The sequence below is a fragment of the Dokdonella soli genome (genome assembly GCF_039523175.1).
Classification (GTDB): domain Bacteria; phylum Pseudomonadota; class Gammaproteobacteria; order Xanthomonadales; family Rhodanobacteraceae; genus Dokdonella_A; species Dokdonella_A soli.
In genome coordinates, this window is the sequence record NZ_BAAAEU010000027.1 from 22,476 (window position 1) to 44,339 (window position 21,864).

The 21,864-nt window shown below is 66.6% G+C and carries 23 protein-coding genes; 10 read left to right on the forward strand and 13 right to left on the reverse strand.

Annotated features, from left to right (window positions below; all coding sequences use genetic code 11):
- Positions 1-184: 184 nt before the first annotated feature.
- Together ABD002_RS18270 and rlmM are read right to left on the reverse strand one after the other, a co-directional pair.
- Positions 185-895: a TVP38/TMEM64 family protein gene (locus ABD002_RS18270; RefSeq protein WP_343793791.1), complete on the reverse strand. Its 711-nt coding sequence runs from the start codon at positions 893-895 to the stop codon at positions 185-187.
- A gap of 199 nt (positions 896-1,094) precedes the next feature.
- Entirely contained in the window at positions 1,095-2,165 is a 1,071-nt protein-coding gene (gene rlmM / locus ABD002_RS18275; protein ID WP_343793793.1) for a 23S rRNA (cytidine(2498)-2'-O)-methyltransferase RlmM, read from the reverse strand.
- A 127-nt stretch (positions 2,166-2,292) separates the two neighbouring features.
- On the opposite strand from rlmM, the gene ABD002_RS18280 reads away from it, so the two are divergent.
- Positions 2,293-3,987, forward strand: coding sequence for a glycoside hydrolase family 44 protein (locus tag ABD002_RS18280; protein ID WP_343793795.1), 1,695 nt, complete (start codon positions 2,293-2,295; stop codon positions 3,985-3,987).
- Positions 3,988-4,039: 52 nt separating this feature from the next.
- Here the strand turns inward: ABD002_RS18280 and ABD002_RS18285 are convergent, their stop codons facing one another.
- The gene (locus ABD002_RS18285; protein WP_343793797.1) at positions 4,040-4,600 is read right to left on the reverse strand and encodes a nucleoside deaminase; all 561 of its coding nucleotides are present in this window, start codon (positions 4,598-4,600) and stop codon (positions 4,040-4,042) included.
- Between the two features lie 154 nt (positions 4,601-4,754).
- On the opposite strand from ABD002_RS18285, the gene ABD002_RS18290 reads away from it, so the two are divergent.
- A complete protein-coding gene (locus tag ABD002_RS18290) occupies positions 4,755-5,936 on the forward strand; it encodes an acyltransferase family protein (protein WP_343793800.1) in 1,182 nt (393 codons plus the stop codon).
- 51 nt (positions 5,937-5,987) lie between these two features.
- Here the strand turns inward: ABD002_RS18290 and ABD002_RS18295 are convergent, their stop codons facing one another.
- A complete protein-coding gene (locus ABD002_RS18295) occupies positions 5,988-6,791 on the reverse strand; it encodes a DUF6597 domain-containing transcriptional factor (RefSeq protein ID WP_343793802.1) in 804 nt (267 codons plus the stop codon).
- A 229-nt stretch (positions 6,792-7,020) separates the two neighbouring features.
- Here ABD002_RS18295 and ABD002_RS18300 point away from each other — a divergent pair, with 229 nt between their 5' ends.
- Positions 7,021-7,437, forward strand: a complete 417-nt coding sequence (locus ABD002_RS18300) for a DUF3224 domain-containing protein (RefSeq protein WP_343793804.1) — start codon at positions 7,021-7,023, stop codon at positions 7,435-7,437.
- Here ABD002_RS18300 and ABD002_RS18305 read toward each other — a convergent pair.
- The 5 genes from ABD002_RS18305 to ABD002_RS18325 form a co-directional block, all read right to left on the reverse strand.
- Positions 7,434-7,766, reverse strand: coding sequence for a hypothetical protein (locus ABD002_RS18305; protein ID WP_343793806.1), 333 nt, complete (start codon positions 7,764-7,766; stop codon positions 7,434-7,436). The two genes, ABD002_RS18300 and ABD002_RS18305, sit on opposite strands and share 4 nt — an antisense overlap.
- A gap of 80 nt (positions 7,767-7,846) precedes the next feature.
- Positions 7,847-8,482: a LysE family translocator gene (locus ABD002_RS18310; protein WP_343793808.1), complete on the reverse strand. Its 636-nt coding sequence runs from the start codon at positions 8,480-8,482 to the stop codon at positions 7,847-7,849.
- Between the two features lie 114 nt (positions 8,483-8,596).
- Positions 8,597-9,301: an HAD family hydrolase gene (locus tag ABD002_RS18315; protein WP_343793810.1), complete on the reverse strand. Its 705-nt coding sequence runs from the start codon at positions 9,299-9,301 to the stop codon at positions 8,597-8,599.
- Positions 9,302-9,312: 11 nt separating this feature from the next.
- The gene (locus tag ABD002_RS18320) at positions 9,313-11,067 is read right to left on the reverse strand and encodes a glutamine--tRNA ligase/YqeY domain fusion protein (RefSeq protein WP_343793812.1); all 1,755 of its coding nucleotides are present in this window, start codon (positions 11,065-11,067) and stop codon (positions 9,313-9,315) included.
- Between the two features lie 94 nt (positions 11,068-11,161).
- Positions 11,162-11,470 carry a DUF3253 domain-containing protein gene (locus tag ABD002_RS18325; RefSeq protein ID WP_343793814.1) on the reverse strand — a complete coding sequence of 103 codons (309 nt, stop codon included), beginning with the start codon at positions 11,468-11,470 and terminating at the stop codon, positions 11,162-11,164.
- A 202-nt stretch (positions 11,471-11,672) separates the two neighbouring features.
- On the opposite strand from ABD002_RS18325, the gene ABD002_RS18330 reads away from it, so the two are divergent.
- Genes ABD002_RS18330 through ABD002_RS18340 form a run of 3 tightly spaced genes read left to right on the forward strand, consistent with a single transcriptional unit; the run spans position 11,673 to position 13,558 of the window.
- On the forward strand, positions 11,673-11,936 hold the full coding sequence (locus ABD002_RS18330; protein ID WP_343793816.1) for a putative signal transducing protein: 264 nt from the start codon (positions 11,673-11,675) through the stop codon (positions 11,934-11,936).
- Between the two features lie 24 nt (positions 11,937-11,960).
- Positions 11,961-12,623, forward strand: coding sequence for a glutathione S-transferase family protein (locus tag ABD002_RS18335; protein ID WP_343793818.1), 663 nt, complete (start codon positions 11,961-11,963; stop codon positions 12,621-12,623).
- On the forward strand, positions 12,623-13,558 hold the full coding sequence (locus ABD002_RS18340) for a DMT family transporter (RefSeq protein ID WP_343793820.1): 936 nt from the start codon (positions 12,623-12,625) through the stop codon (positions 13,556-13,558). The genes ABD002_RS18335 and ABD002_RS18340 overlap by 1 nt, the downstream gene beginning before the upstream one ends.
- A gap of 54 nt (positions 13,559-13,612) precedes the next feature.
- On the opposite strand, the gene ABD002_RS18345 is transcribed toward ABD002_RS18340, so the two are convergent.
- The 4 genes from ABD002_RS18345 to fusA all read right to left on the reverse strand — a co-directional run bounded on the left by ABD002_RS18345 (position 13,613) and on the right by fusA (position 17,670).
- Entirely contained in the window at positions 13,613-14,038 is a 426-nt protein-coding gene (locus tag ABD002_RS18345; RefSeq protein WP_343793822.1) for an outer membrane lipoprotein, read from the reverse strand.
- 139 nt (positions 14,039-14,177) lie between these two features.
- Positions 14,178-14,651, reverse strand: coding sequence for a VOC family protein (locus ABD002_RS18350; RefSeq protein WP_343793824.1), 474 nt, complete (start codon positions 14,649-14,651; stop codon positions 14,178-14,180).
- A gap of 49 nt (positions 14,652-14,700) precedes the next feature.
- Positions 14,701-15,261 (reverse strand): hypothetical protein, encoded by a 561-nt coding sequence (locus tag ABD002_RS18355; RefSeq protein ID WP_343793826.1) that lies wholly within the window; start codon positions 15,259-15,261, stop codon positions 14,701-14,703.
- Between the two features lie 360 nt (positions 15,262-15,621).
- On the reverse strand, positions 15,622-17,670 hold the full coding sequence (gene fusA, locus ABD002_RS18360; protein WP_343793828.1) for an elongation factor G: 2,049 nt from the start codon (positions 17,668-17,670) through the stop codon (positions 15,622-15,624).
- Between the two features lie 319 nt (positions 17,671-17,989).
- On the opposite strand from fusA, the gene ABD002_RS18365 reads away from it, so the two are divergent.
- The 4 genes from ABD002_RS18365 (at position 17,990) to ABD002_RS18380 (ending at position 21,830) form a co-directional block, all read left to right on the forward strand.
- The gene (locus tag ABD002_RS18365; protein WP_343793830.1) at positions 17,990-18,712 is read left to right on the forward strand and encodes an alpha/beta fold hydrolase; all 723 of its coding nucleotides are present in this window, start codon (positions 17,990-17,992) and stop codon (positions 18,710-18,712) included.
- A 57-nt stretch (positions 18,713-18,769) separates the two neighbouring features.
- Positions 18,770-19,516, forward strand: coding sequence for a hypothetical protein (locus tag ABD002_RS18370; RefSeq protein WP_343793832.1), 747 nt, complete (start codon positions 18,770-18,772; stop codon positions 19,514-19,516).
- Between the two features lie 139 nt (positions 19,517-19,655).
- A complete protein-coding gene (locus tag ABD002_RS18375) occupies positions 19,656-20,276 on the forward strand; it encodes a hypothetical protein (RefSeq protein ID WP_343793834.1) in 621 nt (206 codons plus the stop codon).
- Positions 20,277-20,408: 132 nt separating this feature from the next.
- Positions 20,409-21,830, forward strand: coding sequence for a UbiA family prenyltransferase (locus ABD002_RS18380; RefSeq protein ID WP_343793836.1), 1,422 nt, complete (start codon positions 20,409-20,411; stop codon positions 21,828-21,830).
- The last annotated feature ends 34 nt before the right edge of the window (positions 21,831-21,864 follow it).

Below are 21,864 nucleotides of genomic sequence, written 5' to 3' on the forward strand. Positions count from 1 at the left end.
GCTCAATGCGAGGGCAGGGCTGGAGGGCTGAAAAAGCCACGGGGGTGCGGCGTGCGGGGACGCGGGAAAAAATACCACTCGTCGTCCCGGCGAAAGCCGGGACCCAGCGTCTTCGCGAGGACATGAATGGCACTGGGTCCCGGCTTTCGCCGGGACGACGAAACAATGAAGCCGTCTCCAGCCTTCAGCCTTCAGCCTTCGCGCGCGACAGTCGCCGCAGTTGGGCCAGCACGATCGGCGCCAGCGCTAGCACGGCCATGCCGAGCAGCGGCAGCAGCACGCGGCGATGCGCGAAGATGTTCAGCGAAATAGTGCCCTCGCGCGCGATCGTCTCGGTCAGGCCGGCGCCGAGCGCGGTCTCGAACGCGATCATCACCGTGCCGCCGGTCGCGGTCGCCATCAGGAACAGCCACAGCGGGCAGCGCAGCCAGGCCAGCGCGACGGTGACCCCGCCGAACGGGAAGAACGGCACCAGGCGCATGAACATCGCGAAGCTGACCGGGTAGGCGTGGTAGCCGGAGCGCAGTTTCGCGACCAGAGCGGGCGGCTCTCCGCTGCCATGGCTGAAGGCCGAGCGGCTGGCGAGAAACAGGATCAGCGCGCCGAGCGTGGTACCGATCGCCGAGAGCGTGGTGCCCGCGACGATGCCGAACAGCATGCCGCCGGCCAGCACGATCACGATCGCGCCGGGGATGCCGGTCGCGATTGCCATGGTCATCAGGCCGATCTGGATCAGCGCGGCGAAGAGCGGATGCGCGCTGATTTCGGCGTGCAGGTCCGCCTGCTCGCGTGCGATGTTGTGTGGGTCGAAATGCTTGAGCGCACCCGATGCGACCAGCGCGATGCCGAGCGCAATGAGGATGAGCAGAGGAAGCAGGGAGCGCAGACGTTTCATCGGGTTCCAAATGAAGAAGGGCCGGTGCCTGCCGACCCTTGATGAAGCCTCGCAAGGATAGCGGTTACCGTTTGTCGCAGGAACTGCCGCCGATGTCGCAGGCAGAGGATTCGCGGCACGTGGTGTGGGAGCACCGGAAGGCGCGATGCCGCATCAGCCGGACGGACAAAACATCGCTGCTGCCGTGGCTCCCGCTGGCTCACGCCACGCGCGCGAATACGGTGATTTCCTCGCGATCGTGATAGAGCTGCTTCGCGCGCAACTCCACGCGGCGGCCTGCGTCGGCGAGTGCATCGCGCAGGATCGTGAGGCACAGCTGCACCTCGTCATGGCGCTTTTTCATCGGCAGCTTCAGGTTGAAGATCGCGTAGCGGCACCAGCCTTGTGCGAGCCATTGCGCGATCAGTTCGGCAACGCGGCGCGGCTGCTCGACCATGTCGCAGACCAGCCAGTCGACCGGTTTCTGTGGGCGGTAGCGGAAGCCGTCCGCACGCAGATGATCGACCAGGCCGGATGCGAGCAGCGTGGCATCCATCGGGCCGTTGTCGACCGCGATCACGTGCAGCGAGCGCGCCACCAGCTGCCAGGTCCAGCCGCCCGGCGACGCGCCGAGATCGACCGCGCGCATGCCGGATTTCAGCCAGCGCTCGCGCTCGTCGTCGTCGAGCAGCACCAGCAGCGCCTCCTCGAGCTTCAGCGTGGAGCGGCTCGGCGCGGCGCGTGGAAACTTCAGGCGCGGAATGCCGCCGGGCCACGGCGCCGTCTCGTCGATATTCGCGGCGGCGGCGAACGCGGCATCGGTCGCGGTAAGGCACAGATGCAGGCGCCAGCGCGAGCCACGGTCGATCAGCTGCTTCTTCTTGAGTGCTGCAATCAATGCTGCATTCAGGCCTCGACACAGCGGCGCGAGTTCGCGCGTGGCGTCGCTGTCGGGCGATTCTACCCACGCGTCGCACCAGCGTTGCGGCATTCCATTGGCGTGCTCCGCTTCGATGATCGGCAGCAGCACGCCCAGACGGTCACGCGCGGGCAGGTCCCGCGCGCTGCCGAGCACGCGCAGCAGCTGGCGCGCGAAGACCAGATCCTGCCACGCGCCGGCGAGTGCTTCGGTGTGGTCGGTGACGAACTCGACAAAGCCGCTGCCGCGCGTCGCGCGCGCGAAGCCGCTGCCGCCGACCCCGGCGTCGCGCGCGGCAAGTTCCTGTGCACACTCGCCCTCGAAGCCCGGGCGGCAATAGGCGAGAAGGCTGGCAGTTTCGGGATGAGGCATCGGCATGTCGTCGGAAGCGCGCTGCATGATGCCTGCCGGCGCCCGTATTGACGAGTGTGACGGCATCGCGGGATTGCGTTCGCGAACGCGGATAGCGTCAAAGGCCGCGGCCACGAGAGCAAAGTCTATGTCGACCATCCGAGCGCTATCGTGCGCGACGCTGATTGCCGTGGTTGCGCTGGTTTGCTCGCCGAGTCGGGCATCGACTGCCGCTGGGGCGCCGATCGCGGTCAGCGTCGACACCAGCGCGAACGTGCATCCGTTCAGTCCGCTGATCTTCGGCGTCGCGTTCGGTGATGCCACGCGCAATGCGCAGATCGGTTACACGGTGCGCCGCTGGGGCGGCAATTCGGTGACACGCTACAACTGGCAGGTCGACGTGCACAGCACCGCCGCCGACTGGTACTACGAGAACATACCCGGCGCGGCGGACCGCACCACGGTGCCCCCGCTCAACAACAGTGCCGACGTGTTCGTCGGCGCCGCTCGTTCCGTCGGCAGCGATGTGTTGATGACGATCCCGACGATCGGCTGGACGCCGCGCGCGGACAGTCCGCTGCAGCATCCGTATTTCGCCGGGTTCTCGGTCGCCAAATATGGCGCGCAGCAAGCGACCGACCCTTGGGATCCGGGCGCCGGCAACGGTCATCACGCGGATAGCACGCCGATCACCGGAAACGATCCGCACGACACCTCGACCGCGGTCGGTGCGAATTTCCAGACGGACTGGATCGCGCACCTGAAGTCCACGTTCGGTGGTGCCGCGACCGGCGGCGTGAAGTTCTATGCGCTCGATAACGAGGTCATGCTGTGGAACTCCACGCACCGCGACGTGCATCCACAGCCGACGACTTACGACGAGACCTGGGCGAACGCTGCGAACTATGGCGCGGCGATCAAGCAGCAAGATCCCGGCGCGCTGGTGACCGGCCCGGTGACCTGGGGCTACTGCGACCTGTTCGGCTCGGCGAAGGACAATTGCGCAGACGGAACCGATCGCCAGGCGCACGGCGGCACGCCGTTCGTCGCCTGGTATCTGCAGCAGGTCTGCGCACATCCGCTCGCGGGCGGCGCGCACGTGGTCGACTACCTCGACCTGCACTACTACCCGCAGGGCACAAACGTGGCGCTCAGCAGCAACGATTCGGCGACGACTGCCGCGTTGCGCCTGCGTTCGCTGAGGGAACTGTACGACGCCAATTGGGTGTCCGAATCGTGGATCGCCGACCTCGGTGACGCCGACGCGAACCACTATTCGAAGCCAGGTCTGATCCCGCGCGTGCGCGCATGGATCGACGGCTATTGTCCCGGAACGAAACTCGCGATCACCGAATACAACTGGGGCAACGACGACACCGCTAGCGGCGCGGTCGCGCAGGCGGAACTGTTCGGCATCTTCGCGCGCGAGGGTGTCGACATGGCGACGCGCTGGGTCGCGCCAGCCGCAAACACGCTGGCCGAGCGCGCGTTCTCCCTGTTCCTGAATTACGACGGTGTCGGCTCGAAAGTGCAGGGCAACAGCGTCGCCGCGTCCAGCGCGAACGCGGATCAACTGGGCGCCTACGCGTTCCAGTCCGGTGCACGCACGATGGTGCTGCTGACCAACAAGACCGCCTTGGCACAGGATGCCGCGCTGACGTTCGCCGGCACGCAGAACGGCACGTGGAAGCTGTTCGGATTCGACGCGACGCATGCGCTGCACCTGCTCGGCAGCGGGTCGATCAATGGCGCTTCGCTCGCGTTGTCGGCCTTGCCGACAATGTCGGCGAACCTGCTCGTCATCGAGGGCAGTGACACGATCTTCAAGAACGGATTCGACTGACCGCGCGACACGGGGCCGAGCAATCAGCTCGGACTTGTGTCCCGGACCGGCTCTAGTAACGCGCACCGCCGGATTCGGCATACAGTCTGAACACGTCCCGCGCCTCGTCGCGCAGGATGTCGCGGCGCACGGCGATGCCGCGCTTTTCCAGCTCACCTATCCAGTCAGCCGGCAACGGACCTTCGTCGAATTCGCTGAGCTCCATCACGTCCGAGGATCGCGCGCCGATCAGCAGTTCATCGATGCCGGCCCAGATGCTCGCGCCGTAGCACATCGCACAGGGTTGCGCGCTGGTTGCGAGGATGTAGCGTGCGCCATCATCGTTGAGCCGTGCGCGGCCGACGCGCGCCTGCGCAGCCATGAATGCCATCACCTCCGCATGGGCCACAGAACACCGCTGCGGCAGCACGCGGTTCACGCCGGCCGCGATCAAGCGGCCGGCGTCATCGAAGATCGCCGCTCCGAACGGTCCGCCGGTCACATGCTCGACATTGCGCCGCGCAAGCTGGATGGCGAGGCCGACTCTTGCCGCGTCGTCGGCATACACGCGGTCCGCATCGACTTCGTCGTCGATCCAGGCGGGCAGGTCGATCCGCAGGTCGGTGATCAGCATGGTGGTGCATCAAGGAGGACGATGTGCCGAGCCTAGCGGCTCGCACGCGTCATCGGCAACCGCGGCATCCGGCGTCGACGATTGCCGCGCGACACCGTGTGCATTCACTATTGTGACCTGACATTCGGCGCGCCTTTCACACAGAGGAATACACATGTTCGTATCGCAGGAAGCGGCCCCGCACGCGATTCCACGCAATCAGGGCATCGACCTGCTGCGCGGGTTGTCGATTCTTCTCGTCGTGATGCATCACGTCGGCTTGCGCATTCCGCTGAAGGCCGGCGCGCTGGCGTCCTTCGTGCCGAAGCGGGTGCTGAATGCGTTGATCTACAACGGCTATGAGGCGGTATTCGTGTTCTTCGTGATCTCCGGCTTCCTGATCACGAGCCACTCGCTGAAGCGCTGGGCCGGTCTCGCAGGGATCGACGCCGGCGCGTTCTACGCGCGCCGGTTCGCGCGCATCGTGCCGTGCCTCGTGTTGCTGGTAGTCGTACTCGCCGTGCTGCATCTCGCTGGCGCGGGCGACTACGTGATCACGCGCCCAGGCCAGTCGCTCACGCGCGCGATCATCGCCGTATTCGGACTGCACCTGAACTGGTACGAAGGCCGCACCGGCTATCTGCCCGGCGGGTGGGACGTGTTGTGGTCGCTGTCGATCGAGGAGGTGTTCTATCTCGGGTTTCCGTTGCTTTGCCTGGCATTGCGCAGCGAACGCCTGCTGATCGGGACGCTGGTCCTTCTCGCGCTGTCACTGCCGGCGACGCGCGCTGTCCTCGAGAACAACGAAATCTGGCAGGAAAAGGCCTATCTGCCGGGAATGGCGGCGATCGCGACCGGCGTCATCGCCGCGCTGATCGCCACCCGTTGGCGGCCGCCGCACCCGTGGATCGCTCCGGTGCTGCTCGCGATCGGTTCGGTCGGCCTGACCGCCGTGCTTTTCGTCGAGGGATTGCTCTGGCCGTGGCTCGGCAACGGCGTGATGCTGCTGCTGACCTTCTCGGCGGCGTGTCTCGTGATTGGCATGGAGTGGCGCGAAACCGAAGACCCCTCGCGGGGCATTCCCGGCACGGGTTGGTTGCGCTCGCTGGGGCGCCTCAGCTACGAGGTCTATCTGACCCACATGTTCGTCGTGTTCGCGGTGGTCGGATGGTTCAGGGCCAGCGGCGGCGACCTCTACTACGGCTTCCTCTGGTACGTTCCGGCCGTGCTGCTCTCATGGGCGCTCGGTGCGCTGATCGCACACGCCTACTCGATCCCCTGCGATCGCTGGTTGCGCCGGCGTCTGACGAGAGGATCGACGCGCGTCAGCCGTCGTACCGAGGTCGCCTTGCCGTGAACGCGACTGTCGATCCGCAGCGCGGCGCGGACCGGCATCCTCCGCGTCGTTTCAGCCCTTCGCCGCCGTTGCATATTCGCCCGGCGGGCGACCGACCAGATTCCTGAAATCGCGGATGAAGTGTGCCTGATCGAAGTAGCCGAGATCGATCGCGAATGCGGCCCAGTCGACCGCGTCGCCCGCAGCCAGCCGTTCGATCGCCTCATGCAGGCGATAGCGGTTGATGACCCATTTCGGACTGACGCCGACATACGTGTTGAACAACCGCTGCAGCGCGCGCTTGCCGACGCCGTACCGTTCGACGAGGCGCTCGACCGTGGTCAGGCTGCGGTCGTCCGCGATATCGGCGACGAGGCTCGCGACACGGTCGATATGGGCATCCGGTGGCGGCCGATGCGCGTTGAGGAATCGCGTCGCCACCTCGACCATGCCGGTCTCGTCCACGCAGGCAAGGACCTCGTCTTCCAGCGAACCGGCCGCATCGCCGAAGATATCCTGCAGCGATAGCGAGCCGTTCGCGATCGTCGCGACGGGCTTGCGCAGGAATGGATAGAACCCGCCTGGCCGGAACTTCACGCCGAATACGCAGCCGCTGCCTTCGAGCACGCGGGTGAAGCGCGTCGTGTGCACGCCGAAGATGCGCGTGAGCCCGCGCTCGAACACCAGGTGCACGTTCGGGTGCGGCAGGGTTTCGCGCAGTTGCGGCGCATGTCCACAGAGGTCCCAGCGCACGATCCAGAAGTGTTCGACGGACCCCCGCAACGATGCCGATGGCATCAGGCGCGCGTGGTGGAAGATGCCTGGTCCGGGACTATGGCGCAGCACGCCGCGGGCCTTGCCGACAGCGTTCGTCATGGGTGTTCGCGGCTCCTGTGGCAGACAAGGTTGCGACGTCGCGTTTTTCCAATCATTGTCGCTGGCGTGCTGGCTCAATTCGTCGCGTCCAATGGTAATCGGAGCTTCAATGAAGCACGCGATCTTGTTCAGTGCCATGGCAGCACTTTGCCTGCTGCCCGGCCCGCACATGGCGGCACGAGCACAGTCCACACCGCAAACTCCTGCGATCATCAAGAAAGGAAACAGCATGACCCTGCACGCACGCGGACCCTTCGAGGTGAAGTTGAATCCGCAGAAGCCCGACAACCCGCCGGCGGAGAGCGCCGCCCTCGGACGCATGTCGATCGACAAGCAATTCCACGGCGATCTGGATGCGACCAGCAAGGGCGAGATGCTCGCGGCCGGCACCGAGGTCAAGGGCTCGGCCGGCTACGTCGCGATGGAGCGCGTCAGCGGAACATTGCACGGCCGCAGCGGCAGTTTCGTATTGCAGCACAACGCCACGATGACGCGCGGCGTGCCGTATCTGAACATCATCGTCGTGCCGGACTCCGGCACCGGCGAACTCGCCGGTCTGACCGGCACGATGAACATCATCATTGCCGACGGCGGCAAGCACTCCTACGAGTTCGACTACACGCTGGCCGACAAGCCGGGAGGTTAACGCGGGCATTCCGCCAGCAGGCGGAGCGCGTAGTCGGCGCCGGCCTTGCCGTCCGTGGTCGTGTATCCGCGTTCCATCCGATTGGCGCTGACATAGACCGCGTGCCCATCGGCACTCTCCTCACGGGTGAGGAAGCGCAGTCGCCCCCCGCCGAGTGCCTGGCGCAGGCCATCGATATCGAGCCGCGCATGGCCGACGCGGAACTCGACGGTCTGGCCGGCCGCGACGACTTGCGCGACCGCGTCAGGCGGGGCTTCCTCGGCGCGGCAAGACTGCATCAGCACGAACGGCAACAGCAGCGTCAGCAGCGACTGGGAGAGAGTGGGCATGCGGATTCCGTGAGGGCGGCAGGTCACCCGGATGGTGCCATGCGCTACGGACTTCCGCCCGACATGCGGCGATTTGCCTTCTATCGCGTGCGCGCCTGCGCGGCCATGTGGACGGCCAGTCCGGCGAGCACCGAACCCATCAACCAGCGTTGCAAGGTGATCCAGGTCGGCCGCGTGGAGAGAAAGCCCGCGATCGATCCGGCGATCAGGATGACCGTGCTGTTGACCAGCATGCTGATGCAGATCTGGATCGCGCAGAGCAGCAGCGACTGCGCGAGCACGTGCCCGGCCGCGGTGTCGATGAACTGCGGCAGCAGCGACAGGTAGAGCAGGGCGGCCTTCGGATTCAGCAGGTTGGTCATGAAGCCCATGCCGATCAGCCGGCGCGCCGAATCCTTCGGCAGCTCGCGCACGGCGAACGGCGAGCGGCCGCCTGGCTTCAGCGCCTGCCAGGCAAGGTAGGCGAGGTAGAGCGCGCCGCAGAAACGCAGCACGTCGTATGCAATCGGCACGGTGAGCAGCAGGGCAGTGACGCCGAACGCCGCACACAGTGAATAAAAGACGAAGCCCATCGCGGTGCCGGCGAGCGAGGTCAAGCCGGCCGTCGCGCCCTGGCTGATCGAGCGCGACGCGAGATAGATCATGTTCGGCCCCGGCGTCACCGCGAGTCCGAAGCAGAGCAGGGCGAAGCCGAACGTCGCGTGTGGAAGCGGCATGGGATCGATCCGGGAATGACGCGCGGATTCTGGCGGGTCACCATAGCCGCGGGTAGAGCCACTTCGGCAGCCCGGCCTCGGGCCGTTGCGGAAAGCAGGCTATTGCCGCCCGCGTTATCCGCAGCGCGCGACCGCGTCCGTGATCTCGCCAGCCGACGCGATCGTGATCACGCGCGGATGGCCGCGTTCGACGCCGTGCTCCAGTTCATGCGCCCAGGTCACGTGGTAGGGCATGTGGATGCCCCAGCCGCCGAGCCCTATCACCGGCTCGATATCCGAGCGCAGCGAGTTGCCGACCATCGCGAACGCGCTCGCGGCGACGCCGCATTCGGCCAGCACGCGTGCATAGCTGCGCTCGTCCTTCTCGGACACGATCTCGATGCGATGGAACAGGTCGCCGAGGCCGCACTGTTCGACCTTGCGTTCCTGATGGAACAGGTCGCCCTTGGTGATCAGCACCACGCGGTGACGCGCCGCCACCGTCTCCACCGCGGCGCGGATGCCAGGCAGCAGTTCCACCGGATGCTCGAGTATGGTTTTGCCGAGCGCGACGATGCGATGGATGTCCTGCGCGCTGATCGCACCACCGGTGAGTTCGATCGCGGCCTCGATCATCGACAGCGTCATCGCCTTCGCACCGTAGCCGAACAGGGCGAGGTTGCGCCGCTCGACCGCATGCAGGCGGGTGCGCACCGCAGCGTCGCGGATGTCGATCCAGGCGCCGACGATGCGCTCGAACTCCGCGCCGGCGTGCTGGTAGTAGCCCTCGCTGTGCCAGAGCGTGTCGTCGCCGTCGAAACCGACCAGTTCGATCGTCATCGGACCACGCGCTATTTCGAAGCGGCGAAGGAATCGCGCAGCGTTACCGTGCGGTTGAACACCGGATTGCCGTGCGCGTGATCGTAGCGGTCGGCGACGAAGTAGCCGAGGCGCTCGAACTGCACGTGCAGCTCGGGCGGCGTACCGGCCAGCGAGGGTTCGAGCCAGGCGCGCAGCACGCGCTTGGAGTCGCCGTTCAGGTGTTCGGCGTAGGTCTTGCCGTCGCTCGTGTCATCGGGATCGGCCGCGGCGAACAGGCGCTCGTAGAGGCGCACGTCGGCCGCGACCGCATGCTTCGCGCTGACCCAGTGGATCGTGCCCTTGACCTTGCGGTCCGCGCCCGGCAGCCCGGCGCGTGTCTCCGGATCGAGCGTGCAGCACAGTTCACGGATCGAACCGTCGTCGTTCTTGACGACGTCCTCGCAGCGCACGATGCCGATGCCGCGCAGGCGCACTTCGCCGCCTGGCACCAGGCGATGGAAACCCTTCGGCGGCACTTCGGCGAAGTCCTCGCGTTCGATCCAGAGTTCACGCGAGAACGGCACCTGGCGCGTGCCGAGCTCCGCATTCTTCGGGTGGTTCGGGAACGCGATCGATTCCTCGTGCGCGGCATCGAGGTTCGTGATCACGAGCTTGAGCGGATCGAGCACCGCCATGCGGCGCGGCGCGCCCGCATCGAGGTCCTCGCGCACGCAGGCCTCGAGCACGCTGAACGGGATCACCGAATTCTGCTTGGTGACACCGGCGCGTTCCCAGAACGTGCGGATCGCGGCCGGCGTGAAGCCGCGGCGGCGCACGCCGGCCAGGGTCGGCATGCGCGGGTCGTCCCAGCCGTCCACGAGGCCGTCGCTGACGAGCGCCATCAGCTTGCGCTTGCTCATCACCGTGTAGTCGAGGTTGCCGCGCGCGAATTCGATCTGCTGCGGCCGAGTCGGCTGCAGCCAGAGGCCGCTTCTGCGCAGTGGCTCGGTCAGCGCGGCGTCGCCGGGCAGGTCGAGCTGGTCGAGGCACCAATCGTAGAGCGGGCGGTGGTCCTCGAATTCGAGCGTGCAGAACGAATGCGTGATGCCTTCGACGGCATCGGAGATGCAATGCGCGTAGTCGTACATCGGATAGATGCACCAGGCATCGCCGGTGTTCTGGTGCGTCATGCGGCGGATGCGGTAGATCGCCGGATCGCGCATGTTGATGTTGCCGGAGGCCATGTCGATCTTCGCACGCAGCGTGCGCGCGCCATCGGCGAACTCGCCGGCGCGCATGCGACGGAACAGGTCGAGATTCTCCTCGACACTGCGCTCGCGGTACGGCGAGTTGCGGCCGGGCTCGGTCAGCGTGCCGCGGTACGCGCGCACTTCCTCGGCCGAGAGGTCGCAGACGAAAGCCTTGCCGTCGCGGATCAGTTTCTCCGCGCACAGGTACAGCACTTCGAAGTAGTCCGAGGTGTGGCGCAGTGCGTCCCAGTCGAAGCCGAGCCAGCGCACGTCGTTCTTGATCGCCTCGACGTATTCGATGTCTTCCTTGGCCGGGTTCGTGTCGTCGAAGCGCAGCGCCGTGCTGCCGCCGAACTCGCGCGCGACGCCGAAATCGAGGCAGATCGCCTTCGCATGGCCCAGGTGCAGGTAACCGTTCGGCTCCGGCGGAAAGCGCGTTGCGACGCGCCCGCCGTGCTTGCCCGCGGCGCGGTCGCCGACGACGATCTGGCGGATGAAATTGCTGGCAACCGCCGGACTGGCGGCGGTTGGGGACGGGGCGGCGGCTTCGGTCATGCTGATCGCCGCGGCGGGGCGGCATCCGTGAAACGGGGAAACCGGAAGTGTAGCGGCGCGGCTGGCGAAAGCGAATCCGCGCGCCCGGCGCGGCTCAGGCGATCTGAGGCCTGCGCTCGCCGTGCAGCGGGCGCAGGCGCAGCCGGATCGGCCCGCGCACCTCGCAGATATCGACCACGGCCTCATTCTGGATCGCTTCTATCAGGCCGGCTTCGGCCAGCGCCGTGGCGACCGTGCGCACCGGCCGCATCAGATCCTGCCAGCGAGTGCCGATGCGCGTAGCGAGCAGGTGGGCCGCCTCGGTCGGGCAGATGCTCTGGCCGGGACCGCGATCGACAAGCAACTCCAGCACGCATTCGCGAATGCGCTCGGCGAGCGTGTCATCGGTGGAGAGGGGGATCATGCGGGTCCGACGCAGTGTACGACGCGCTTTGCGCCGATGCGAGTGACAGGCGCGCCGGCATGCGAAGATACGCAGGCATAGGCATCACGGCGGTGCCCTTTCGAGGCCAGCGACAAGACACGGCCATGGATGCACAAGGCCACATTGCGGTTGTCGACCCGTTATCGAATGATCCGGACATCCTGTTGCGGGGAACTTCCGCGTGAAGATCGTCTACCGGGCCGAGAACATCATCGACGCGAACCTCGTCAAGAATGCGCTCGCGTTCGAGGGCATTCCCGCGTTCGTCAGCGGTGAATACCTGACCGGTGCGATCGGCGAACTGCCGGCGTGGAACCTGGTCGTGGTGATGGTCGCCGAGCACGACATCGAGCGCGCCGCGCCGGTCGCACAGGCGATCGACGCCGCCCTGCGTGAACGGCACGATAGCGACGATGGCCTGGTCGGCGCGCCACTGCCGATCTGATCGAAGAATCCGGAACCCAAAGCAATGAATGCACGCCCCATGCTGGTGATCGGCAACAAGAACTATTCGTCCTGGCCGCTCAGGCCGTGGCTGCTGCTGCGCCAGCACGGCATCGCGTTCGACGAGATGCGGTTGCCGATGGACACGCCGGCGTTCGCGAGCGACATCCTGCACTGGTCGCCGAGCGGCCGCGTGTCGGCGCTCCGCCACGGCGACTTGACGATCTGGGATTCCCTGGCGATCTGCGAGTACGTCAACGAGACTTTTCTCGACGGTGCCGGTTGGCCGGTGGCCGCGCCTGCGCGTGCGACCGCGCGTTCGGTCAGCGCGGAAATGCATTCGGGATTCCAGGCCCTGCGCGAGGCGTTGCCGATGAACTGCCGCAAGCGCGCCTCCGGCTTCGTCGTGAACGCGGACGCGCGGCGCGACATCGGCCGCATCGTCGCGCTCTGGCGCGACTGTCGCGCGCGCTTCGGCGCGCAGGATCCGTTCCTGTTCGGCGCGTTCTCGATCGCCGACGCGATGTACGCACCGGTCGCGTTGCGCTTCCAGACCTATGGCGTCGTGCTCGACGCCGACGCACGCGCCTATGTCGACGCGCTGCTCGCGCTGCCGGCACTCATGGAATGGCTGCGCGACGCCGCCGCCGAGACCGAGACGCTGCCGCATACGGACCGCGTCGCCTGATGCGCGCTGCCGATTCCGAATTGCCGCGCGCGGCGCTGCTGCAGATGATCACCGGCGCTGCGGCGATCAGCACGACCAGCTTGTTCGTCAAATGGGCGCATGTCGGACCGACGATGTCCGCGTTCTACCGGATGGCGTTCGGCGGGCTGATGCTGCTGGTCGGACTGATCGCGCTGCGCCAGTGGCGCCGCGTGCGTCTGGTCGAGCTGGGATGGCTGATCGTCCCGGGCGCCGCGTTCGCGGTCGACCTGATGCTCTGGCATCGCAGCATTCTGTACGTGGGGCCGGGGCTGGCGACCCTGCTCGGCAATTTCCAGGTGTTCCTGATGGCGCTCGCCGGTTTCGTGCTGTATCGCGAGAAGCTCGGCTGGCTGTTCCTCGCCGGCATTGCGCTGGCGTTTCTCGGACTGTATTTACTGGTCGGTCTCGACTGGTCCGCGGTCGGCGCGCAGTACCAGCTCGGCGTCGTGCTCGGCATCGTCACTGGCTTCGCCTATGCGGTCTACATGCTGTCGACGCGACACGCACAGCGCGGTGGCCACGTGCGCCTCGCGCCGGCGCAGCTGCTCTGCGTGAGCTCGCTGCTCAGCGCGGCCATGCTCGGCCTGGCCGCGCTGGCCGAAGGCGAATCGTTCGTGATCCCCGATGTGCAGAGCCATGTCGCGCTGATCGGCCTCGCGTTCTTCGGCCAGGTGCTCGGCTGGGTCCTGCTCACGCGTGCGATGCCGCAGCTGCCGGCCTCGCTGATCGGTCTTTTGCTGCTGCTGCAGCCGGCGTTGTCGTTCGTGTTCGACGTGATCCTGTTCGCACGGCCGACGCGCGCGACCGACTGGATCGGCGTCGCGCTGTCGCTGGTGGGCATCTTCGTCGGCTCGTACCGGCCCGGCGCGCGCAAGCCGCAGGTCGAGACCACCGGTGCGGCCGAACCGGATTGAGCGCGCCACCATTGATCCGTCGCGGCGTCCGGGCCTGCCGCCCGTCGGCGGCCGTCAGAAGCGGTCCAGACGACCGTCGGAAACCCGCACGCGGTCACCGCTGCGGATGTCCGGGTTGTCGTCCTGCGTGATGGTGACGCGATGGCCATTGTCCATGTTCACCGAGAAGCGCCACGAGTAGCGGCGATCGCGATTTTTCTTTTCGACGACATGGCCGACTGCGCCACCCGCCACCGCGCCGCCGATCGTCGCTGCAGTGCGACCACTGCCCTTGCCGATGGTGTGGCCGAGCAGGCCGCCTGCGACCGCGCCGATCGCAGTGCCGGCGCCGAGATGCGAGTCCTTGTGACTGACCTGCTCGACGGCAACGACGGTGCCGCAATTGCCGCAGGAGCGGTCGTAATGTCGCGCGATCGCGTTGCCAGAAACTGTAGACGCGATACCCACGAGAGCCATCATCATGTAGTTGAGCGCTTTCATCGGTGTCTCCTCTTGCCCGCCGTGCGCTGCCGACCCGTGCAGCGCGGACCATTAGATCAGGGACACACTGAATCTCGTGCAACGCGGGATTGGCGTCCCAGCGGCTGCGAGCGCACTCGCCGAGGTCGCTGCGATGCCGTCAGGAGTCGGCGATCCAGCGTTGCAGCGCGCGCCGCGCCGTGCGCGACTCGGAGTGGGCTGGCAGGGCGTCGCTGCGCACCGCGATTTCCAGCGTGAGTCCGTTCGGATCGGCGAAGTACAGGTGCTCGTCGCCGTGGCCGTGGTCCTCGATGCGATAGCGGACGCCGTGTTCCGCGAGTCGTGCTTTCCAGCCTTCGAGTGCGCGCACTGATCCGGTGGTGAACGCAACGTGCCGGATATCGTCCGGCAATCCGTCCGACGGCGGACGGCGCATGCCGCGCACGGCGAAGAAATCGAGATAGCGTCCGTCGCCGACCGAGTAGCCGATCAGCAGGAAATCACCGCCCCATTCAGGACTCGGTCCCGACATCGCGAACACGAGCGGGAAGTCCATGACCTCGCGGTAGAACCGGTCGGTCGTGGCGGCATCGAAGCATGGAAACGCGTAGTGATTGCTGCGCAGTCGCGGCATGGTCGACTCCAGCGCGTCGGGGTGGGTTTGCCCACCCCGACGCCCCCTGTCACGCGGGCCACAGCCAGGCGAAGGTGGCGGCCGTGATCAGGGCATAGATCACGCCGTCGATGATGTGCTTGACCTCGCTGCCCCAGGGATGGCCCCACCAGATCGCGTTCGGTACCGAGCCCAGGCCATAGGCCATGAACGCGATCACGCCGACGACGCGGAACACGTGCTGGTATGGCATGCCCGCCGCCATCACATGCGTGCCGATGAGCGCAGCGAACAGCGAGACCAGCAAGCAGTACACGAACCATTGGCCGAGGTACGCGCCCATGTTCGCGGGGCCTGGCGCACGCAGGAAAACGATGCCGACTGGACCCTGCTTGAACTTCTCCTGCATCGCGGGATCCTTCATCGCGTCCGGCTTGCAGTACGGAATCATGTACATGCCGGCGGAAGCGCCGCCTTTGCGGATCGCCGCGGCGACGTCGGCCTCGTTCGAGAAGCCGCTGCAGTCGGGCGTGTGCCAGAACTTGAGCACCATGTGCAGGATGCTGCTGGCGATGAAGACGAGGACGGTGGACAGCAGGATCGGAAGCCACAGCTGGACGAGTGAAACCATGATCGTTCTCCTCGGTAGGTTGGCTTGCTACGGGTGATCGGGTACGTACGTTGGACGAGCCGCGTGGCGGCACTTTAAGCCCTCTCCCCCAAGCTCTGCTTGGGGGAGAGGGTTGGGTGAGGGGGCAAGACAGCAATCACGAAGATGTAACGATTTCCACACGTATCAAAAAGCAAGAGCGCTTCGATGAAGGTGCTCGCATATGGCGATGACGTGCCCTGTATGGAGCCTCGCCCTCTCACCCCAACCCTCTCTCCCCCAACGATGGAGCCGTTGGGGGAGAGGGAGCACAAGACGCGTCGTTCTCCAACCTGCTGATTGAAAAGGCTTCATCGCGAAAAACGCGAGGAAACCTCAGGCTCAGTCCTCCTCCGGTCGCGGCTTGTACGCATCGGTCAACTGCTTCTGCACCTGCGCCGGTACCGGTTCGTAGTGACTGAACTCGATCGCGTAGCGGCCTTGGCCGCCGGTCATCGCCTTGAGTTCGGTCTGGTAATCGGTGACCTCGGCGAGTGGCACCTGGGCCTTGATGATGATCTCGCCACCGCGCAGCGAATCGGTGCCGTTGATGCGGGCGCGCTTGCTGGCGAGTCCGCCGGTCACGTCGCCCATGTGCGCGTTCGGTACGTAGACGTCGAGGTTGACGATCGGTTCGAGCACCTGCGGGCGTGCCTTCGCAATCGCGTCGAGGAACGCCTTCTTGCCGGCGCTGACGAATGCGACTTCCTTCGAGTCGACCGGATGGTACTTGCCGTCGTAGACGATCACGCGCACGTCCTGCAGCTGGTAGCCGGCGATCGCGCCGTGTTCCAGCACCTGGCGCACACCTTTCTCGATCGCCGGCAGGAACTGTCCGGGGATCGTTCCGCCCTTGACCTCGTCGGCGAACTCGAAACCGGTGCCGCGCGGCAGCGGCTCGATGCGCAGGAACACCTCGCCGAACTGTCCGGCGCCACCAGTCTGCTTCTTGTGCCGATGGTGGCCCTCGGCCTTGGCGCCCACCGTTTCGCGGTACGCGATGCGCGGCGGCCGCGTGGTGACCTCGACACCGTAGCGTTCCTTCATGCGCTCCAGCATCAGTTTCAGGTGCAGGTCGGACAGGCCGCGGATGATCGTCTCGTTGAGTTCCTTGTTGTGCTCGACACGGAAGCATGGATCCTCCTCGCCGAGCCGTGCCAGCGCACTGGCGAGCTTCTGCTCCTGGCCCTTGTGCGCGGGAGCGACCGCGAGCCCGAACATCGGCTGCGGGAAGTCCAGCGGCTTCAGGTGAATCTGGTCCTCGTCGTGCGAGTCGTGCAGTACGGCGTCGAAATGGATCTCCTCGATCTTCGCGATGCCGGCGATGTCGCCCGGGATCGCCTGCTCGATCTCGACGTGGTCCTTGCCCTTGAGTTTGAACAGGTGGCCGACCTTGAACGGCTTCTTGCCGTCGTCGATGAACAGCTGGGTATCGCGCTTCACCGTCCCCTGGTAGACACGGAACACGCTGAGCTTGCCGACGAACGGATCGTTGACGATCTTGAACACGTCGGCGATCACGTGCTTCTTCGGATCGGGCTCCGCGCTGATCGGCTGCGCGTTCGCGCCCGAGCCCTTCACGAAGAGCGGCGGATTGCCTTCCTTCGGGTTCGGCAGCAGTTTCGCCATGAGATCGAGCAGTTCCTTCACGCCGACGCCGTTGCGTGCGGAGACAAAGCAGATCGGCACCAGATGGCCTTCACGCAGGCACTGTTCGAACGCGTCGTGGAGTTCCTGACCGGACAGGCCCGACTCGCCATCGTCGAGGTAGTGGCCCATCACGGTCTCGTTGATCTCGACGACCTGGTCGATGATGTGCTGGTGCGCCGCGCCGACCGACGAGAAATCCGACTCGCCGACGGGCTGGAAGAAGCAGTCGACCACCGCGCCGCCCTTGCGCGCCGGCAGGTTGATCGGCAGGCACTCACTGCCGAACTCGTCGCGCAGCGCCTCGACCATGCCTTCGAGCTCGACGCCGTCGTGATCGATCTTGTTCACGATCAGCACGCGGCAGAGATTGCGCTGTTTGGCGCGCTCCATCAGCCGCCGCGTCGTGTGCGCGATGCCGGTGACCGCATCGACGACGACCGCGCAGGTCTCGACTGCCGCGAGTGCGGACAGGGTGGGACCACGGAAGTCGGGAAAACCGGGGGTGTCGATCAGGTTGATATGCGCGTCGCCGACATCGATCGAGGCGATCGCGGTGCCCATCGAATGCTTGCGTTCCCTTTCCATCGGGTCGTGGTCGGACACGGTCGTCCCGCGCTCGACGGAGCCTGCCGTCTGGATTGCGCCGCCGGCATGCAGCAGGGCTTCGAACAACGTGGTTTTGCCGGCGCTCGCATGGCCCGCGAGGGCGATGTTTCGGATGCCATCGGTGGTGTACGACATGACTGGTGCCTCCAGCGCTGGTGTGCGGACGAACCCATCGTGGATTCGCTCGCACTCGCCGCGTCCGGCACGGGTCCGGACGCGGCTCCGCCGCAACCGGCGCCCGCCGATTGCGGCGAGGGGGCATCCTGCCCCCGGAATCCGCTGCGGCATCTCGCCGGCTCAGCGGGCTCGAAGGCCGTCATGGTCGTCCGTGCGGCGGGAGGGCCGAACGAGTGGTGCGCCACGGGGACGGTCATGGCGGAGCGGCGTCGCGTCCGTGCCGTGGGCGCGGCGACCAGCATAGACTTGTCCGATCGGGCGGACGGGTCAAGTCGCAATGCGTGATGAAGGTGGTGTGCCGCAAGGCGTCGTCTGCGTGCATGGCGCCGGCGGCGGCGGCTGGGAGTGGGGCATCTGGGCGCGCGTGCTCGGCGCGAACGGCTTCGACGTGCTCGCGCCCGACCTCGTCGCGATCGATGCGGGGCTGGCCGTGACGCGCTTCGCGGACTATCGCGCGCAGGTGCTGGCCTGGTGCCGCGGCGGTGGTGAGCGGCCGATCCTGATCGGTGCGAGCCTCGGCGGACTGCTTGCGCTCGCCGCCGCCAGCGATGCCGATCCGGCCGCACTGGTGCTGGTCAACCCGTTGCCGCCGGCCGGCATGGATGTGCAGTGGCCTGGCGCGCCGCACGCGCCCGTGATCCCCTGGGGACGTGCGCGTTCGCTGGCCGGGACGCGGCGTGCGATGCCGGACGCGGACGATGCGGCGAGGCTGTACGCGTTCCGGCGCTGGCGCGACGAATCCGGAGTCGCGCTCGACGAAGCGTGCGCCGGCGTCGCGATCGTGCCGCCACATTGCCCGATGCTGGTGCTGGCCAGCGAGCGCGATGCGGACATTCCCGCCGCCGCCAGCCGAACGCTGGCGGCCCGGCTCGGCGCCGATTTCGAGATGATCGCGCAGGCCAGCCACGTCGGCCCGCTGCTCGGTCGCGATGCCGCACGCGTGGCCGAGCGCTGCACCGACTGGCTGCTGGCGCGGCTTGCGCCGCGCGGCGCGGTTTAACTGCGCTTTAGCGCGCTGTCATTATCCTGCCGCGTCTCCCACGTGCCGACGTCCTCGATGCCGCAGCGCCAATCCTTGCCGTCGATGCCGCATCCGCAGGGATTCGTCGACTCGCCGCCGCTGCACGAACCGGGTTCGCTGCATTTCGATACCGATCGCCAGCCGTGGCAACGCAGCCTGCGTTGGAGCGAACCGCCGCGCGACCGCCGCCTGCTCGCATTCGGCATCCTGTTCGCGGTGCTGGTCACGGTGCTGCAGCTGGTCGGCTTCGCGCTCGGCATGCGTTCGTACCACATCCATCCACCGAGCTCGCCGGTGATCCATGTGACGCTGATCGAGCCGATCACGGAAGTGCCCCCGCCGCCGCCGGAACCCGAGCCGCCGATCGTGGTGCGTGCGAGCAGGATCGCGATCGCGCCGCCGCAGGTGCGCGCGCCACCGCCGCCGCCGCATCCGGCAGAAGCCAGCAGCGAGATGCAGGGCCGCCTCGGCGAGGCCGGTGCCGCCGCCCCGCAGCTGTTCAATCCGGACGGTTCGATCCGTCTCGGCGGCGGAGCGCCGACCCTGCCACAGGCGCCGAAGAATCCGCAGGAGGCCGGCAAGGCACGCTGGGCGGAAATTCAAAAGGCCGGGCAGAACCCGCTCAATTGCCGCAAGACACGTTTCGCCAGGAATTTCGCGCCCGACGAATCGGTCGGCAGCGGCATCGCGCGCAAATACCTTGCCTGGGCGGGTTTGTACGATCCGCACGATACCGAGAGGCGTGCGCAGCGCGCGGATGAAGGGTGCGATCCGGCTAAATGAACCGTATCGGCGTCGATGAAACGATGGCGCCGCATGAGCGCATCGCGCTCGCCGTCGCACTGCTGGTGAATTTCGCCTATCTGGTTGCGTTGTACGAATTCATGAGGCCGCGCGCAGAACCGGTTTGGCATGATCGGGCGTGCAGGTGCGCATCGTCGATCCGACGCCGGCATCGATTTCCGGTGCATCGCCGATGGATACACGTGCAAGCGCGCCGGCCGCTCCGATCGAGAATGCGGAACCGAGATCGGACGCTGTCACAAAGAAGGTGCGTGCGGTCCCGACGCTGCATGCAGCGCATCAGCGGCTTCCGAGCGGCGACTCCACGCCAGCGGCACGTCCGGTTTCGAGCGCGCCGCGGCTCGATCTCTACACGACGGATGGACAGGTGCGGTTGCCGGAGACTGCGCCGGCCTTGTCCGCGGAGATCCGGGAGTTCCCGACCCGGACCCCGCGCGGCGACCCGTTCGCGCGGCGCAATCCACTGCCGTACACACCGACGCGATTGGATCGCCTTTGGCTCTTCCCGCGTGGTGAGACGTTGGCTGGCGAGCTGACGCGAAAGGCGACGGTTTCGCACACCTGGCGCACGCCGTGGGGCACGCAGATCACCTGCGCCTGGGTGCTCATTGCGGGAGGCTGCGGTTGGGGCATACCTCCGCGTGCGCCGATCGAAGAGCTCAAGCGCATGCGCGCCGATCCGCCGATGCCGAAATCAACGGCGGAGGTCCCGCCGATGGATGAGCCGCTCGCGCAGTAGTCGCAGTGTGGAGCCAAAATGATGGCGGCTTGCATCTCACCCGCTTGAACCGCAACGCAGGTATTCTCCGGTCCGGCAGCGAAGCGTCGCATCGGGCAACGCGAAGCGGACGCGGGGACGGGCGATCGGAGCATGCAGGATCAGGACATACCGTTGTGCGTGGATCTCGATGGAACACTGATCCGCACGGACCTGCTGCTCGAGAGCGCACTCGCGCTGCTGCGCCGCAATCCGTTCTACCTGGTCTGCTTCATCGTCTGGCTGGCCCGCGGCAGGGCGCATCTGAAGCGCGAGGTCGCCACGCGTGCGCGCATCGATGTCGCGAGCCTGCCGTACGACGAGCGCGTGCTGGCGTGGCTGCGCGAAGCGGGGGTCGGACGCAGGCGCGTGCTCTGCACGGCATCGGACCAGAGCCTGGCCGATGCGGTCGCCGCGGAAGTCGCCGGTTTCGAGACGGTGCTCGGCAGCGACGGCGTGCGCAATCTCGGCGGTCATGGCAAGCGCGACGCACTGTGTGAGCTCTATGGCGAGCGCGGCTTCGACTATGCGGGCAACGCCGCAGTCGACCTGCACGTGTGGCGGCACGCGCGCCGCGCGATCGTGGTGAACGCGCCGGCGGGACTGGTGCGCCGCGTGCGTTCCGAATGCGAGGTCGAGCGTGTGTTCGAGCGCTGCGGTGGCGGCTGGCGTACCTGGCTGCGCGCGCTGCGCCCGCATCAATGGCTGAAGAACACGCTGGTGTTCGTGCCGATGCTGGCCGCGCATCTGGCCTTTGCGCCCGAGGCCATGCTGCGGGCGCTGATCGCATTCGTCGCGTTCAGCCTGTGCGCGTCCGGCGCCTACGTGCTCAATGATCTGTTCGATCTCGAAGCGGACCGTCGCCATCCGGGCAAGTGCCTGCGCCCATTCGCCGCGGGAGAGCTGCCGCCCGCGGCCGGTCTCGTCGCTGCGCCGCTGCTGATGCTGGCCGCAGTCGCGGTCGCAGCGTTGCTGTCGCCGCAGTTCGTGCTGGTGTTGCTCATCTACGGCGTCTCGACGCTCGCCTATTCGCTGATCCTGAAGCGCGTCGCGATGCTCGATGTGGTCACGCTGGCCGCGTTGTATACGGTGCGCATCATCGGCGGCGCGGTTGCGATTCCGGTCGAGGCGTCGTTCTGGCTGCTCGCATTCTCGATGTTCCTGTTCCTCAGCCTTGCGATGGTCAAGCGCTATACCGAACTGCGCCGCGTCGCCGCCAGTGACGAATCGAAGGCCGCCGGGCGCGGCTACAAGGTCGACGATCTCGCGCTGATCCAGTCGCTCGGTACCAGCAGCGGCTATCTCAGCGTGCTGGTGCTCGCGTTCTATATCAACAGCACGAAGAGCGCGGCGCTGTACCGGCATCATCTGGTGCTGTGGCTGCTGACGCCGGTGCTGCTGTACTGGATCAGCCGCGTCTGGTTGATCGCGCGGCGCGGCGACATGCACGACGATCCGGTCGTGTTCGCACTGACCGACCGCGCCAGCCTCGCTGTGCTGATCGTGTTTGCGGCCGTGATCACTCTCGCGATCTAGGCACGCGTCTGCCGGTGCGTACGCGGGAGCGGCT